The organism is Martinezella rhizogenes (assembly GCF_027460065.1).
Lineage (GTDB): Bacteria > Pseudomonadota > Alphaproteobacteria > Rhizobiales > Rhizobiaceae > Agrobacterium > Agrobacterium rhizogenes_C.
The window spans coordinates 40,059-55,587 of sequence record NZ_JAPYZZ010000025.1 but is presented as its reverse complement, the minus strand read 5'-3'; the positions used below and the strand labels follow the sequence as shown (position 1 = coordinate 55,587).

14 protein-coding genes are annotated in these 15,529 nt (G+C 57.8%); 1 reads left to right on the top strand and 13 read right to left on the bottom strand.

The annotated features are described in order from the left end of the window. The 11 genes from O8B93_RS25290 to O8B93_RS25240 form a co-directional block, all read right to left on the bottom strand. Positions 1-1,510, bottom strand: a 1,510-nt coding sequence (locus O8B93_RS25290; protein WP_269712582.1) for an electron transfer flavoprotein-ubiquinone oxidoreductase, incomplete at its 3' end; no start/stop codon positions are given. A 13-nt stretch (positions 1,511-1,523) separates the two neighbouring features. Next, positions 1,524-2,435: a bifunctional methylenetetrahydrofolate dehydrogenase/methenyltetrahydrofolate cyclohydrolase FolD gene (gene folD / locus O8B93_RS25285; protein ID WP_269712581.1), complete on the bottom strand. Its 912-nt coding sequence runs from the start codon at positions 2,433-2,435 to the stop codon at positions 1,524-1,526. Between the two features lie 3 nt (positions 2,436-2,438). Further along, positions 2,439-3,329, bottom strand: a complete 891-nt coding sequence (gene purU / locus O8B93_RS25280; RefSeq protein ID WP_269712580.1) for a formyltetrahydrofolate deformylase — start codon at positions 3,327-3,329, stop codon at positions 2,439-2,441. Positions 3,330-3,397: 68 nt separating this feature from the next. Further along, a complete protein-coding gene (locus tag O8B93_RS25275) occupies positions 3,398-4,330 on the bottom strand; it encodes an electron transfer flavoprotein subunit alpha/FixB family protein (protein ID WP_269712579.1) in 933 nt (310 codons plus the stop codon). Between the two features lie 21 nt (positions 4,331-4,351). Next, complete coding sequence (locus O8B93_RS25270) at positions 4,352-5,113, bottom strand: electron transfer flavoprotein subunit beta/FixA family protein (RefSeq protein WP_269712578.1); 762 nt, start codon at positions 5,111-5,113, stop codon at positions 4,352-4,354. Between the two features lie 348 nt (positions 5,114-5,461). Next, complete coding sequence (locus O8B93_RS25265) at positions 5,462-6,166, bottom strand: GntR family transcriptional regulator (RefSeq protein WP_269712577.1); 705 nt, start codon at positions 6,164-6,166, stop codon at positions 5,462-5,464. A 116-nt stretch (positions 6,167-6,282) separates the two neighbouring features. Then, positions 6,283-7,653, bottom strand: a complete 1,371-nt coding sequence (locus O8B93_RS25260; RefSeq protein ID WP_269712576.1) for an FAD-binding oxidoreductase — start codon at positions 7,651-7,653, stop codon at positions 6,283-6,285. Positions 7,654-7,740: 87 nt separating this feature from the next. After that, positions 7,741-8,499, bottom strand: coding sequence for an amino acid ABC transporter ATP-binding protein (locus O8B93_RS25255; RefSeq protein WP_269712575.1), 759 nt, complete (start codon positions 8,497-8,499; stop codon positions 7,741-7,743). Continuing rightward, positions 8,496-9,221: an amino acid ABC transporter permease gene (locus O8B93_RS25250; protein ID WP_269712574.1), complete on the bottom strand. Its 726-nt coding sequence runs from the start codon at positions 9,219-9,221 to the stop codon at positions 8,496-8,498. The genes O8B93_RS25255 and O8B93_RS25250 overlap by 4 nt, the downstream gene beginning before the upstream one ends. A 63-nt stretch (positions 9,222-9,284) precedes the next feature. Beyond that, entirely contained in the window at positions 9,285-10,166 is an 882-nt protein-coding gene (locus O8B93_RS25245; RefSeq protein WP_269712573.1) for a transporter substrate-binding domain-containing protein, read from the bottom strand. A gap of 72 nt (positions 10,167-10,238) precedes the next feature. Next, positions 10,239-11,150, bottom strand: a complete 912-nt coding sequence (locus O8B93_RS25240) for a dihydrodipicolinate synthase family protein (protein WP_269712572.1) — start codon at positions 11,148-11,150, stop codon at positions 10,239-10,241. A 645-nt stretch (positions 11,151-11,795) separates the two neighbouring features. Here O8B93_RS25240 and O8B93_RS25235 point away from each other — a divergent pair. Next, positions 11,796-13,310 carry an aldehyde dehydrogenase family protein gene (locus tag O8B93_RS25235; RefSeq protein WP_269712571.1) on the top strand — a complete coding sequence of 505 codons (1,515 nt, stop codon included), beginning with the start codon at positions 11,796-11,798 and terminating at the stop codon, positions 13,308-13,310. A gap of 98 nt (positions 13,311-13,408) precedes the next feature. Here O8B93_RS25235 and O8B93_RS25230 read toward each other — a convergent pair whose 3' ends face one another. Both O8B93_RS25230 and O8B93_RS25225 read right to left on the bottom strand, forming a co-directional pair. Beyond that, positions 13,409-14,131, bottom strand: a complete 723-nt coding sequence (locus tag O8B93_RS25230; protein ID WP_269712569.1) for an ABC transporter permease — start codon at positions 14,129-14,131, stop codon at positions 13,409-13,411. 76 nt (positions 14,132-14,207) lie between these two features. After that, positions 14,208-15,437 (bottom strand): ABC transporter permease, encoded by a 1,230-nt coding sequence (locus tag O8B93_RS25225; RefSeq protein WP_269712567.1) that lies wholly within the window; start codon positions 15,435-15,437, stop codon positions 14,208-14,210. Positions 15,438-15,529 lie beyond the last annotated feature (92 nt).

Sequence of the window (15,529 nt, the reverse complement as noted above, 5' to 3'; positions counted from 1 at the left end):
CATAGACGCCGGCCGGACAATACCGCGTCGAGGGACCGGCATAGACGTCGTGTTCGGAGCGCTTCTGCAGCTCCATGTCCTTCACCTGAAGATGCACCGGCTGGTCCTCCTCATGATTGGTGGAGGAGAGGAACACCGAAGACAGGCGGTCGAAGGTCAGAACGCCATCCGGTTTCGGATAGGCGATCGGCTTGTGCTTCGAAGCCGGCTCGAGGCTCTGCGCATCCGTCTTGCCGTGCTTCAGCGTGCCGAAGAAGGAAAAGCCGAACAACTGGTTCGTCCACATGTCCAGACCGCCGAGGCCAACGCCGAGAGCCGTGCCGAATTTCGACCAGAGCGGCTTGACGTTCCTGACCCGCTTCAGGTCCTTGCCGATATCGCCGTCGCGCCATTCGGCTTCGATCTCGACCACCTCGTCATGGGCGCGGCCGGCAGAGAGGGCCGCAGCGATCTTTTCCGCCGCCAGCATGCCCGAAAGCACCGCATTATGGCTGCCCTTGATGCGCGGCACGTTGACGAAACCGGCGGAACAGCCGATCAGCGCGCCGCCGGGGAAGGTGAGCTTCGGCACCGACTGGTAACCGCCTTCGGTAATCGCGCGCGCGCCATAGGAGATGCGCTTGCCGCCCTCGAAGGTGTCGCGGATCGCCGGATGCGTCTTGAAGCGCTGGAATTCCTCGAAGGGATAAAGATAGGGGTTCTTGTAGTTGAGGTGCACCACGAAGCCGACGGCGACGAGGTTATCCTCCAGATGATACAGGAACGAGCCGCCACCGGTCTTGAAGCCGAGCGGCCAGCCGAAGGAGTGCTGCACGAGGCCCTGTCTGTGATGTTCCGGCTTGACCTGCCAGAGTTCCTTGATGCCGATGCCGAACTTTTGGGGCTCGCGATCCCTGGACAGATCGAATTTGGCGATCAGCTGCTTGGCGAGCGAACCGCGCACGCCTTCTCCAACAAGCACATATTTGCCGTGCAGCTCCATGCCGCGGGTGAAGGCGGGGCCGGGCTCGCCATTCTTCTCGATGCCCATATCGCCGGTGGCGACGCCGATGACGGCGCCTTCGTCATTGTAAAGCACTTCGGTGGCGGCAAAGCCCGGATAGATCTCGACGCCGAGCGCTTCCGCCCTTTCCGCCAGCCAGCGACAGACGAGGCCAAGCGAGACGATGTAATTGCCGTGATTGTTCATCAAGGACGGCATCATGAAATTCGGCAGGCGGATGGAGCCGGCCGGGCCCAGGAACATGAACTGGTCGTCCTTGACTTCGGTCTTGAAGGGATGCCCCTCCTCTTCCCGCCAGCCGGGCAGCAACCGGTCGATGCCGATGGGATCGACCACGGCGCCCGAGAGGATATGCGCGCCGACTTCGGCGCCTTTTTCCAGAACGACGACCGAAAGATCCGGCTCGACCTGCTTCAGCCGGATGGCCGCGCTGAGACCCGCAGGACCCGCGCCAACGATCACAATGTCGAATTCCATCGCTTCGCGTTCGGGTAAAACGTTCATCATCAGCAACTCAGTCTCATGATCTATCAAAGTGGGGCGCTTCGCGCCCGGTGGCACGCCACGCCGCTATAGCCGTGTTTGCCATCAGCATCGCGATCGTCATTGGCCCTACGCCCCCGGGAACGGGCGTGATTGCCTGAGCGACATCCTTCACCGTCTGGAAATCGACATCACCAACCAAACGGCTCTTTCCCTCGCCCCGCTCGGGCGCAGCGATCCGATTGATCCCGACATCGATCACGGTCGCACCCGGCTTTACCCAGTCGGCCTTAACCATCTCCGGTCTGCCAACCGCAGCAACGAGGATATCTGCATCGCGACAGACATCCTCCAAATCCTTCGTACGCGAATGCGCAACAGTCACCGTAGCGTTCGCGTTCAGCAGCAATTGCACCATCGGCTTGCCGAATAAATTTGAGCGCCCGATGACTACAGCTTTGAGGCCCGAAAGATCGCTCCCGTGGATGCCACCGACCAATACCATGGCGCCCGCTGGTGTGCAGGAAACCAGTCCAGTCCTCAGATCGCCCGTCGCAACCTTCCCCGCGTTCACGAAGTTCAGTCCGTCCACATCCTTCTCGGGCCGAATGGACTGGACGACCGCCTCGCTGTCCAGATGCCGAGGCAATGGAAGCTGCACCAGGATGCCGTGGATGCTCTCGTCTGCGTTCAATCTAGCCACAAGTTCGGTCAAGTCCTGCTGAGACGTCTCTTCCGGCAAAGTGTGCTGGATCGAGGTGAAACCGCATTCCTTGGCCATCCGACTTTTCGCGCCGACGTACGTGTGGCTCGCCGGGTCGCTACCGACGATGACGACAGCGAGGCCAGTCTTTACACCTGTCTCGGTCTTTAGGATTTCCGTGGCGTCCGCCACCGCCTGGATGACCGAGGCCGCAGCTTTTTTTCCGTCGATGAGCTGTACCGGCATAGGTCAGCCCATCCGCTCGGAGGCGTAGCTGCCGGGACTTGCGGGAAACACGACGGTGCGGTTGCCGTTGATGAAGGTACGATGGTGGATATGTGCATGGATTGCGCGCGCCAGGACCTGGCTTTCGACGTCTCGGCCGAGCGAAACATAATCTTCTGCCGACTGGGCGTGTGTGATGCGTACTGTGTCCTGCTCGATGATCGGCCCCTCATCGAGATCCGCCGTCACGTAGTGCGCCGTGGCGCCGATTAGCTTTACGCCACGCTCATACGCCTGCTTGTAAGGATTCGCACCCTTGAAGCTTGGAAGGAATGAATGGTGGATGTTGATGATCCGTCCGGACATCTTTGCGCAGAGCTGGTCCGACAGCACCTGCATGTATCGCGCCAGGACAACCAGCTCCGTACCGGTCTGCTCCACGAGATCAAGCATTCGCGCTTCAGCCTGGGGCTTGTTCTCTTTCGTTACCTTGATGTGATGGAAAGGAATGTCGTGGTTTACCACGACCTTCTGATATTCGAAATGGTTCGAGATAACACCGACGATGTCGATTGGAAGCGCGCCAATCCGCCAGCGATAGAGGAGGTCATTAAGGCAGTGGCCGAAACGCGATACCATCAGGAGGACCTTCGTCCGCTTCTCACCGTTATGGAAATCGTAGTCCATCGAGAAACTCTTCGCGACGTCGGTGAACCCTTCACGTATTTCATCTTCAGAAGCGCCTGATTCCGACCGGAAGCCGACCCGCATAAAGAATCTGCCAGTCTCGAGGTCATCGAACTGCGAACTGTCGATGATGCTGCAACCCTTCTCCGCAAGGTATCCGGAGATCGCCGCCACGATCCCTCTGGTGGACTTACAAGATACCGTTAAAACGAGATTGTCATTGGTCACGTGTTACTCCATCGAGCAGGAATGGGAATGGGAGCCGACCGTTCGGCTCTCGCGACGTTACGACTGCCCTAAAGCGTTTTTTGTAGCTCAGGCAGAATTTCGAAGAGATCGCCAACGAGACCATAGTCTGCTACGTGGAAGATCGGCGCATCCTCGTCCGTGTTGATGGCGACGATGACCTTCGAGTCCTTCATGCCTGCCAGATGCTGGATCGCGCCTGAGATGCCGCAGGCAATGTAGAGATCGGGAGCGACGACCTTACCGGTCTGGCCGACCTGCCAGTCGTTGGGGGCGTAGCCGGCATCAACGGCGGCACGCGAGGCGCCGACGGCGGCGCCGAGCTTGTCGGCCACCGGAAGGATGATGTCCTTGAACTTTTCGGCGGATCCCAGCGCGCGACCGCCCGAAATCACGATCTTGGCGGAGGTTAGTTCTGGACCATTCGACGTAGAGAGGGCGTCGGAAACGTAACGCGACGGTCCGGAAGAAAGAGCTGCCGTCGAGATTTCCTCAACGGCAGCAAAGGGGCCTTGGGAGGCCGGGGAAAAAGATGAGGTGCGCACGGTGATGACCTTCTTTGCGTCGGTCGCCTGCACGGTCTGGATGGCGTTACCCGCATAGATTGGGCGCTTGAAGGTGTCGGTCGAAACGACCTCGATAATTTCCGAGATCTGCGCGACATCCAGCAGGGCGGCGACCCGCGGCAGCACGCTCTTACCCACCGACGTGGCGGCGGAGATTATCGTGTCGTAGTCGCCTGCGATGGAATAAATGAGTTCTGCCAGCGGTTCCGCCAGATTGTTGGCAAGCTCGTCGCTTTCGGCGAGTAGCACCTTGGAGACGCCCGACAGCTTGGCGGCGGCATCGGCGGCGGCCTTCGCATCCTTGCCGGCGACGAGCACGGTGACATCGCCGGCAATCTGGCTTGCCGCCGTCAGCGTCTTCGCGGTCTGTTCGGAAATGCTGGTGTTGTCGTGATCAGCCAGAAGAAGAATAGCCATGGTGATATTTCCTTTCGGACCTTAGAGGACGCCGGCCTCGGACTTGAGCTTTTCGACGAGTTCTGAGACCGATTTGACCTTGACACCTGCTTTGCGGCTGGATGGCTCTTCGGTCTTCAGCACCTTCAGACGCAACGCGGTGGACACGCCGAAGTCGGAAGGCGTCTTCTTATCGAGCGGCTTCTTCTTCGCCTTCATGATGTTCGGCAGTGAGGCATAGCGCGGCTCGTTGAGACGCAGATCCGTTGTCACGACAGCAGGAAGCTTGACCTCGATCGTCTGCAGGCCGCCATCGACTTCGCGGGCGACCCTGGCGCTGCCTCCAGGACCAGGGGCGCCGATCTCGATCTTCGAGGCGAAGGTTGCCTGTGCAGAGCCAAGGAGTGCCGCCAGCATCTGGCCGGTCTGGTTGCTGTCGCCATCGATCGCCTGCTTGCCGACGATGATCAGCCCCGGCTGTTCAGCGTCGGCAACGCCCTTGAGGATTTTGGCGACGGCGAGCGGTTCGACAGTATCGTCGGTCTCGACGAGAATAGCGCGATCGGCGCCCATGGCGAGTGCGGTACGCAGCGTCTCTTCGGACTTGGCAGGACCGATCGAAACCACGACAACCTCCGTCGCGTCTCCACCCTCCTTAAGGCGAACGGCCTCTTCGACCGAGATTTCATCAAATGGATTCATCGACATCTTTACGCCAACCAGATCGACGCCGGATCCGTCAGCGAGAACGCGCACCTTCACGTTGGAATCGATCACTCGCTTCACTGGGACTACTATTTTCATGGCCAGGCTCTCAATGCTTCTTCATAAAACCTTATATATATTCTGCAAACTTTAAGTCAAGCGGTAGTGCCATTTTTTCCGGAGCGAGGTTCTCAGTCGCATTCATCCTGGCCGCCTGATCGGCAGAATGGTGGCGGCAAAAAGTGCGTGTCGGCTAAGCGTGCGAGCGTTCGCCGCTGGCGCAAGGGTTAGCAAGTATCGCAGAGAGCCACTGACAGTGCGTCGTCGACCAAGAGCCGTCCGATCCGTTCTACTCTGCGCTCGTCTCAGCAGAATCGTCGCTGTCGAAAACGTTGTGAGCGAGGCGACGGCTTATTCAAGCGAGCCTGTGACATCGGTTGCCCCACGTCATGTATCTCCGATGCCTTCGTCGACTTTGTCGGCGAAGCTTCCATGAACCAGCAGAAATTCTAAACCCGACCGGATGTCTTTGGATATGGCGGCACTCGCCCTGGCGGCATCTCGCGCGACGAGAGCATCGACAGCCTCCTCGCAGTAGGAGGTTGCCCGGACTTTGCGGGGATCAATACTGAGATGGCGAAGGAATGGACCGCACTGGAGCCAAAGTAATTCTATGTGGGAGCGCAGAGTTTCGGAACTGCAATGCCGGTAAATGCCAAACTTTAGCTTTTGGTTGAAATCGAGGTACTTTTCGAGATCATTCGCGTCCATGGCCTGGGTGAGGCCATCGCTAGCGCGTCGGAGATCCTCGAGACCTTGGCCATCAATACGACCGCACGCTTGAAACGTAGCATGCCCTTCGAGCAATTCGCGCAGCTCCATCACCTCTTGAAAGCGGCCTCGGGTCGCGACAGGAATGGTGAACGTGCCATTTGACTTCTGAATCAACGCCCTTTCCGCCAGCAATCGTCCCAAGGCGGCCCGGGCGGGCATCTCGCTCGTCCCGAGCGCCTTGCCCACCATCCGGCCACTGATTTTCTGACCAGGCTCGAACCCGCCTCTCATCAACACCGTGCGGAGCTGCTCGTAAACCTGATCCTGCATCGACTGAAAATCGATCGGCTCCAATACAAGCCCTGTCTTCATCGTCATTCTCAACTCTGGCATCCAAATCGAGGTTTAAGCACCACCAAAAATAGCATCAAAGGTCAAGCCGGGTGTCTGCGCACCCGGCGTCCAAAATCGGCTTACAAGAGTGTTTCTCTCCTTCAAGGAAGCACTTTCCCCGGATTCATGATATTATTTGGATCAAGGGCCTGCTTCAATATCCGCATGGTACCAATGGCGTTCTTATGTTCCCATTCCATGTACTTCGTCTTGCCGTACCCGATCCCGTGTTCGCCGCTGCAGGTTCCCCCCAAGGCCAAAGTCCGCTCGATGAGCCTGTCGTGTATTTCTTCCGCCAGTTCGAACTCGGCATGATCGTCTGGATCAATGACCATGCCGAGATGGAAGTTTCCGTCGCCGACGTGACCTATGACGCTCACGAAAAATGGCACGCGTTTTAGATCTTCTCTCGTCAGTCTCACGCATTCTGCGAGCTTCGAAATCGGCACGCAAGCGTCGGTTCCGTACACGCGCGCGTTCGGACGCATGGCTAGCAATGCGTAATGAGCTTCATGTCGGGCGTGCCAGAGCTTGTTGCGCTCCTCAAGGTCAGTGGAGGAAACGAGCGGCGAGCCGGAGTAGGAGGCAATGAGTTCTGAAATTTGTTCGATCTGATCCGCAACGGAAGCAGCGGAACCATGAAACTCGAAAAAAAGCGTCGGCGCAACCGCCAGGTCCAGCTTTGAAAAACGATTAACGGCAACGATCGTCTGCTCATCGAGGAACTCGACACGGGCGATCGGTACGCCGAGCTGGACGGCTTCAGTAACCAGCGAAACGGCTGCCTCGACGGTTGGGAAGTTCGACACACCCGATGCAATCACTTCGGGAAGGCCGTAGAGCTTGATGGTAATTTCCGTGATCAAGCCCAAAGTGCCTTCGCTTCCAACGAACAGGCTTGTGAGATCGTAGCCCGCTGCGGATTTTCTGGCCCGCGAGCCGGTCCTGATGATCTCGCCGCTTGGGAGCACGACTTCGAGTGCGAGAACATTCGCCTTCATGTTACCGTAACGGACCGCGTTCGTCCCTGACGCACGGGTCGCCGCCATTCCGCCGATGGTGGCGTCCGCACCCGGATCAACGGGGAAGAAGAGGCCGGTGTCACGAAGATAGGTGTTTAGCTGCTTACGGGTGACGCCTGGAGCGACCGTTGCATCAAGGTCTTCTGCGTTAACCGCGTGAACGACATTCATCCTGCTCAGGTCGATACAAACGCCGCCCTGCAGCGCCGATACGTTGCCTTCCAACGATGTGCCAGCGCCCCAAGGTACTACAGGAATGCCCGTTTCATTACAGATCTTGACGACCGCGCTGACCTCCGCAGTCGATACTGGAAAGCACACGGCGTCCGGCGGCGACGCCGGCAGGTGCCCCTCACCACGCGCGTGCTGTTCGATGATTGAGGGATTGAGGCTGAGGCGATCACCGAGGATTTCAGCAAGCTTCGCTCTGCTATTTTCGTCGAGTTTCATACAATTTCGCTTTCGATATACATGGCGACCCGACGCCGGGACCTGCATTTCAGGGTGTGTCGATGCAGTCGGGCGGGAGCGGATTTTCTACCGACGCGTTAGGCTGCGCAGAAAACTCTCCTTGCGCGGGCTAGTCGTGACGTCGAAAAATTCGGATGGAGGCGAATCTTCTAGAATAACTCCGCCTTCCAGGAAGACGATGCGATCGGCCACTTCACGTGCAAAGTTCATTTCGTGGGTTGCAATGATCATTGTCATTCCCTCGCCGCGCAGTTCCCGCATGACAGAGAGAACTTCGTGCACCAATTCGGGATCTAGCGCGGATGTCGGTTCGTCAAAGAGCATCGCTTCCGGCCTCATCGCCAGCGCGCGCGCTATTGCGATACGCTGCTTCTGGCCACCCGACAATTCCTCCGGATAATGGTCGTGCCTTTCGGCCAGTCCGACTCGCGTCAAGAGATCCAGAGCGCGCTGCTGCGCCTCGTCCTTTCTGATGCCGAGTACTTGCACGGGTCCTTCCATGATGTTTTGCAGGGCTGTCATGTGTGGAAAGAGATTGAAGTCCTGAAACACCATCCCAAGCCGGGCGCGGATCTTGGCGATCCGGGCATGGCTGTGTGGCTTCAAGCCATTTGGAATTTCGTCGTAGTATACGCGTTCCCCGTCCAGCCGTATTTCACCGGCGGTCAGGGTCTCGAGATTATTCACGCACCTCAGAAGCGTAGATTTTCCGCTGCCAGAAGGTCCGACAAGGCAGACGACTTCACCCTTCTTGACGTTGAGGGACACCCCTTTGAGCACCTGCAGATGACCGTAGTATTTCTCCAAATCCTTCAAGATGATCATTGGCTGGATCTCCCCGCTTCGAGTGCATCATGGTGAGGCGGACGCGCCGACGCGCGCGGGCGGCGCTTCTTGTTTTGCATTCTCTTCTCGAGGTAGCGCACAAATAACGATGCTGGGAAACCGGCGACGAAGTAGAGAATTCCCGTGACCGTGTAGACGGTAAAATATTGGAAGGTCGACGACGACACCAGATTACCGGTGTAGAGCAGTTCGTTGACGGTCACGACGGACGCCAGCGCCGTGTCCTTGAAGAGCGCGATAAAGTAGTTCCCCAAAGTAGGCGTTACCACCCTGAAGGCTTGCGGCAGGATGATTCTGATAAACGCCTTGCTCGGCGTCATTCCCAATGCTGCAGCCGCGTTGCGTTGGCCCTCCGGCACGGACTTAATGCCGCCACGGTAGACTTCGCTCAAGTAGGCGGTGTAGTTCATGGTCAACGCGACGACGGCTGCGGCAAATGGATCGAGTTGCAGCCCAGCGGAAGGCAGCACGTAATATACGTAGAAAAGCTGCAGGATGAGCGGCGTTCCGCGGATAATTTCTACGAACGCTTCGAACGGCAGGCGGACCGCCCAGACCTTCGACATTCGCACAAGGGCCAGAGGGATGGCTAACACTCCAGCCAGAACGATGACTATGAGTGTTAGCAAAACGGTGTTGCCCAGCCCTTGCAAGAGCACGAATCCGTAAGATCGGATCACATCAAGGTTCAAAAGTTCCATAGTATTTCCCGACGGCGAGTATCGGCCGGACATCACCGGCCGATTTCGCAGTCGCTCCTTGGATTAATTGGCTTGCAGAGGGAAGACGAAGAGGTTTCGATCCGACAGACCGTTTTTCCGCAAGATTTCGGACATCGCTCCCGATGCTCTCGCCTCAGCGAGTGATTGATTGAACGCCGCACGGAAGCTGCAATCTTCCTTCCGGAGACCGTAGCGCGCGTAACCGTAACCGTTCTTAAGGAGGTCGTCTGGAATGGGAAAGTTGGAGAGAGCCTCGACCTTGGCATTCGGGTTGGCTTTTTTGAATTCTGCGGCAAGCAGGTCGTACTCCAGCACAACGTCTACTTTGTCCTGCTGAATGGCGGCGAACTCTTCCGCGTAGCTTTGGTAGCGGGTTGCCGGCACACCCATTTTCTTTAGATATTCGTCCGTGCCAGTCCCTAGCAATACGCCTACTCGGAGCCTCGAAAGGTCATCGAAAGACTTCACCACCTTCGGATTACCGGTCTGGACCACGACGGCTGGCCCGTACCACCAGACCGGTCCGCTAAAAGCGATCGTCTTCGTTCGTTCAGGTGTCACGTGGATGTCGGTGACGACCATGTCGATGCGCTTGGAGAGCATCGAGGGGATAAGAGAATTGAACGCGCCAGCCTCGTAGGTGATCTTGGTGATGCCCATGTGCCTCAAGACTTCGGCATGCAATTCGACGTCAATCCCGATGGCCTTGCCAGTTGCCGGGTCAATTCCGGACCACGGCATCGCTGCAGCCACACCCAGCTTGATTCCGTCCTCGGCGGCGCGCCTGTAAGAATCGTCGGAGCAGACGGGATACTCTCCTGGAAGCTCGTAATAAGGCTCGGCGGCATGCGCACCAAAGCCCACGGCTCCCGCAAAGGTGACCGCAACGCAGATGGAATGCACGTAGTTTGTTAAACGCGTCATTTCTCTCTCCATTTGATTATGTTCCCCGTTCTTTTCCCTTCAGGGATAGAACCTGCTGATTTCAAAGCGCGACTAGACCGCCAGCGCCTCTTCGTATGCGAGCAGCTCTGTCAGTTGCGCCCGCATGTTACCCACAAGCGTCGCTTCGGGAGCCCTATTCGGAAGACGAACAGGACCGACGTCGAAACCTGTGAGAGCCTGTGCCGCCTTCATCGGACCGGGATTTGGCTCGGCGTAGACGTTGACGAGGAAGTCGCGGATGCGAGCGATTTGGTGCTGCGCAAGCGCGAGATCGCCGGCGCGAGCCGTCTCCATGATCTGCACCCATGTCCTTGGCAGCACGTTCGTTGACGCCAGGACACCGCCGACGGCGCCGAGGGCGATTTGCACCGCGAAGAGATGCTCGTCGCCCGACATGATGGCGATCTTGTCGCCGACGAGCTGGACGAGCCGAGTGAAGGCTGATTGATCCGGGTTCGAGGCCTTCATGGCAAAGATGGAGCCATCATTCGCGATATCGAGCACCGTCTCGGGATGGGTTGTCACCAATGTCAGGTAAGGAATGTCGTACAACATCACCGCCTGACCCAAGCCGTCGGCGACCGCCTTGTAGTAGTCCCGAATGCCCGATTGGCTTGGCGCGGTGCCATATGGCGTAATGACCATGAGGCCATCGGCGCCGGCATCGAGGAAAGCGCGGCCGAGCGCCAAAGTGTCTGGCAGACCGGGCGTGGTGATCCCGGCGACCACCGGCACTCGCCCGGCGACCGCCTCGACGGTGGCGCGCACAACGTCCACTCGTTCAGAAACCGAAAGCGCCGACGCCTCACCGGTCCCTCCAACCGCCACGATTGCTGAAATGCCCGCTCGAAGCTGCTTCTCAACCTGAGCGCCAATTAGCGTGAGATTTAACGAGCCATCCGCATTCATCGGTGTCGTTGTTGCCGTGTACAGGCCTTGAGTTGAAGTCTTGGTGAGGGTCATGGCTGGTCTCCCATTGTCGTTGAGGCGCGTCAGATAGTGGCTCAAGACAGCGCAATGGCACGATTTCAGAGCGTATCTAAATCGCGTTGTCAATACCGCGATCTGCGATCTGTGATCGCAGTTTTTGCGAAAAAGTATGGCGACATTCAAGAGGTCATTGTTTTTGGACTAAAAATTTCCACAGCCAACCGTAAAAAAAAACGTATTGAATGTTGAAAATATTTGACATAGCGTTGCGATGCTGATGACCGCGTCAGAGAACACTAGGGAAAGCGGAACGCCGGACGAATTTCATCATGGACAGCTTTATCGGAGCCTCCACGGGCGCATCGACTAGCGAAGCTGTGTCTTATCGCACCACCTTAAGCAGAGGGCTGAAGAAATGAGCTCATTTTCGCTCGATATAAAGCGCTTCACAGCGAGCGCGATGACAATATGAGTTCCCAGGTCATCGCAGAGCACAGTCCACCGGCGTCGCACGTTTCATCTGCCGAAAGACTAAACCCCTCATGGTCAACCGGACGAGTGCACGTCTCTGTTCGAACGCCTTTTGGGAAGACCCACCACTCGCAATTCTGCCTTGGGAACTCGTGCCCAAACCACAGCTCATGCAACCAAGATGCCTGAGCATATTAAGGAGAAAACATGTCACTTCATCAGGAGTTTGATCGCCTTTCCGGTACGCTATACGTCGAAGGGCGCTACCTCAAAAGCGAAACAACCGATCGCATCGCGGTCATCGACCCAGCGACTGAAGATCGGATCGCCGAAATCGCAAACGCCTCGGAACAAGAGGTCGAGGGCGTTATCGACATTGCAAATTCGGCACGCAAAGCTTGGCTTGCGATTGATCCTCGTACACGCGCGACAATGCTTCACGAGGTAGCGGCAAGAATCCGTCGCGACAAGGCGATCTACGGCTACTTCATGACCCGCGAAGAAGGAAAACCGTTCAAGGAGTCCGTCGATGAGACGTCGTGGTGCGCCACGGCCATCGACTATTATGCCGAACTCGGACGAAGTGATGTCGGCAGGATCGCCGGCACGACGGTCCCGGGCCAGTTCCACTTCTCCGTGAAGGAGCCGCTCGGCACGGTCGTGATCATTCTCCCCTTCAACTTCCCTCTGGTTCTGCTTTGCTGGGAACTGGCGGCCGCGCTCGCTGCAGGCAATTCGGTCATCATCAAGCCGCATGAGCAGACGAGCATCACCACCCTCAAGTTTGCCGAGGTGTTCAATGACCTGCCCAAAGGACTTGTTCAGGTCGTGACCGGCGGGCCCCGGGTGGCGCAGCAGCTTGTCCGTAGCAGGAAGACCCACTGCGTAGCCTACACCGGTTCCGTTCCGATCGCTCAGGAGATTATGAAGGTGTGCGCCGACACCTTCAAACCGGCGCTCATCGAAGCTTCCGGCAACGACCCGTTTATCGTCATGCCTTCGGCGCCGATGGATGTCGCCGTACGAGCCGCCACCTTTGCCGCCTACCTGAACTGCGGTCAGGTCTGCACGTCGGCGGAGCGCTTCTACGTTCACGACAGCATCCATGACGAATTCGTCGAGCGTTTGGTGGCTGAAACGCGCAAGCTCCGCATCGGCAACGGCCTGGAAACCGTGGATATAGGCCCGATGGCTACTCATCGCCAGAGAGATCGCTTCGAGGCGCTGCTGGCGCGTGCTCGCCAGGAAGGCGCCACGTTTGCGACCGGCGGCGGTCGCCCGAATGGGCTGAACCACGGTTGGTTCATCGAGCCGACTGTCCTGACCAACGTCTCTCCCGACTCTGAAATCCTCAATGGCGAATCCTTTGGTCCGGTAGCCCCGATTTGCCGCGTAAAGAGCTTTGACGAGGCGCTTGAACTCGCCAACCGGTCAGATTTCGGACTTGGCGCAAACCTTTACTCCCGCGACATGAGCGAGATGATGCGTGCGGTGAACGAAGTTGAATCCGGCATGCTCTGGATCAATGCGCCAATCCTCGACAATGACGCGCTCCCCTTCGGCGGCCGTAAGCTATCGGGCGTCGGGCGCCAGCTTGGACCTGAAGGTCTCGCGCAGTTCCAGTCTTCGAAGTACGTGGTTATCGATCCGGCCGCGGCGCCGCAGGATTTCTGGTGGTTTCCGTATCCGGATGCAGAGAGCTACGAAAAGGCAAAGTCCTAACAATGGACTGATACGACCGGCCGCTATCCGGCGGCCGGTCAAAATGCAGTGCTTTCGGATCTGCCCGATGCGACACACTTTCGGCCGTCAGTGCCGTCTTACTTGCGCGCTCGTTGGAGGACCTGCACACATGCGATCAGGGCGATGGCGAAAAACGTCATCACCGTGGCTGCCGCTGCGATCGTCGGCGACAGATTCTCTCGGATCGCCGAGAACATCTCGCGCGGTAACGTTCGATGCTCCGGCCCTCCAATCAGCATGACCACGACGACCTCGTCAAAAGAGGTGGCGAACGCAAAGACGACCCCAGAAAGTACGCCAGGGGTGATAAGGGGCAGCATGACGCGGCGGAACGCGTAAAGCGGCTTGGCACCGAGGCCAAGTGCCGCGCGCGTGAGATTTCTATCGTAAGACGCCAGCGCTGCTCCGACCGTAATCACTACGAACGGGCTGCCCAGGGCGGCATGCGCCAAAATGATGGAGCTGTAAGACCTCACCAGACCAAGGGGGCCCAGAAACAGAGAAAGACCGACACCGAACACAACCACCGGGACGACCATAGGGCTGAGCAAGAAGGCAGTAAGAAGCGCCTTGCCCCGGAAATCACTCCACCATAGTCCAAGTGCAGCGATTGTTCCCAGGATGGTGGCCACGATTGCCGCTGCCGAACCGATCAGGAGACTATTCCAAATCGCATGAGACCACCTCGGGGAAGAGATCAGTTCCGCATACCACTGCGTGCTCGTTCCACGCATCGGATAGGCCAGAAACTGGCTGCCATTGAACGATAAGGGCAAGATGGCCAGAATAGGCACGACCATGAAAAATACGACCAGAATGGTGCAGACATATAGCAGCAGGGTCCAACCGGCTGTCTGTCTGCGTGTGGGTGAAAGCCTAGGCAAAGCTCGATCCCTTCGTGCCGGCGATCTTGGAATAGACCAGATAGAGAATGGACGTCACCACTATGAGAACGAGTGCGAGCGCGCCTGCGAGGCCCCAATTCACGGCTTCTGAGGTGTAGTAGGCGATGAAATATGAAACCATCTGGTCGCTCGCCCCCCCTACCAGCGCCGGCGTGATGTAATAGCCGAGTGACATGATGAACACCAACAAGCAGCCAGCTGCTACGCCAGGCGCTGTCAGCGGCAGATAGATTCGTCGAAACGCCAGAAGCGGCGTCGCGCCAAGTGACTCACCAGCACGCATGTAATCTGGCTTGATCGTGGCCATCGTCGCGTAAAGCGGAAGGACCATGTAGGGCAACGACACGTGCACCATGGCGATGATCACTCCTGGTCTGTTAAAGATCAATTCCAAAGGCTGAGACGTCAGGTGGAGCCACTGGAGCACCTGATTCAAAAGGCCCTGATCCTGCAACAGCACGACCCAGGCGGCGGTTCGAACGAGCAGCGATGTCCACAGAGGTAGCAGAACAAGGCCCATGACGATGCTCCGCCAAGCCTTCGGACCGTTCGCAAGAAAATAGGCGACGGGGAAGGCAAGAAGGAGGCTTATGACCGTGACAAGTGCGGCTATGCCGAACGTCCGCTTCAGTATGGCCAGGTAGACGCTGTTCTCCTCTGGCGCGTGCACGATTTGACCGGTTGCGTTCATTGCGCGGTCGAATGCGGCGAGTACGTAAAAGCCCGACGCGGGACCGGATGCCTGATAAAGCGCCTGCCACGTCTCAAGGTCGCCCCAAGCCCGATCGGCTTGCAGGAATGTTTCTCTCCAGCCATTTGGCGGGACGCCGTCAACTGATGCAATTTTACGAGCCGTCGAGTTTATCAGCGTTCGTCCGTTCGGCAGCGCATAATTGACGCGACGCGCAACCAGGGAGGTCGTGCGGGCCTGCTGCGACGTTTTCATGTCCTGCGCCAGGGCTGAAAACATTTCCTCTGATGGCTGCGTCCGATCCCAATCGCGCAATTCGCTCGATACGAGCGGCCAGATTGGTGCTAAATCATCGTCCTTGACGCTGAGCGACAGGATTTTTCCGAGTGGGACGATGAAAATAATCAGAAGGAAAAGCAGCAGCGGCAGGACAAGCAAAATACCGGCGAGACTCTTCCGCCTCGGCCCGCGATGACCTTCACCGTCTCTTTTTGCGTCGATTTTCTTCAAGGGGCTTATCCAGCTGGTAACGATTGACGTCCCTTTTACCCGGCCGCGTCGAAGATCGACGCGGCCGGGCGGCCCTGGGAGGGTACCGCACG

What these genes read in the sequence shown, in the direction of transcription:
- folD (WP_269712581.1), bottom strand. Translation starts at nt 2,435, where the DNA reads ATGCCGGTACAGCTCATCGACGGAAAAAAAGCTGCGGCCTCGGTCATC.
- O8B93_RS25275 (WP_269712579.1), bottom strand. Translation starts at nt 4,330, where the DNA reads ATGGCTATTCTTCTTCTGGCTGATCACGACAACACCAGCATTTCCGAA.
- O8B93_RS25270 (WP_269712578.1), bottom strand. Translation starts at nt 5,113, where the DNA reads ATGAAAATAGTAGTCCCAGTGAAGCGAGTGATCGATTCCAACGTGAAG.
- O8B93_RS25265 (WP_269712577.1), bottom strand. Translation starts at nt 6,166, where the DNA reads ATGACGATGAAGACAGGGCTTGTATTGGAGCCGATCGATTTTCAGTCG.
- O8B93_RS25260 (WP_269712576.1), bottom strand. Translation starts at nt 7,653, where the DNA reads ATGAAACTCGACGAAAATAGCAGAGCGAAGCTTGCTGAAATCCTCGGT.
- O8B93_RS25255 (WP_269712575.1), bottom strand. Translation starts at nt 8,499, where the DNA reads ATGATCATCTTGAAGGATTTGGAGAAATACTACGGTCATCTGCAGGTG.
- O8B93_RS25250 (WP_269712574.1), bottom strand. Translation starts at nt 9,221, where the DNA reads ATGGAACTTTTGAACCTTGATGTGATCCGATCTTACGGATTCGTGCTC.
- O8B93_RS25245 (WP_269712573.1), bottom strand. Translation starts at nt 10,166, where the DNA reads ATGACGCGTTTAACAAACTACGTGCATTCCATCTGCGTTGCGGTCACC.
- O8B93_RS25240 (WP_269712572.1), bottom strand. Translation starts at nt 11,150, where the DNA reads ATGACCCTCACCAAGACTTCAACTCAAGGCCTGTACACGGCAACAACG.
- O8B93_RS25235 (WP_269712571.1), top strand. Translation starts at nt 11,796, where the DNA reads ATGTCACTTCATCAGGAGTTTGATCGCCTTTCCGGTACGCTATACGTC.
- O8B93_RS25230 (WP_269712569.1), bottom strand. Translation starts at nt 14,131, where the DNA reads ATGGTCGTGCCTATTCTGGCCATCTTGCCCTTATCGTTCAATGGCAGC.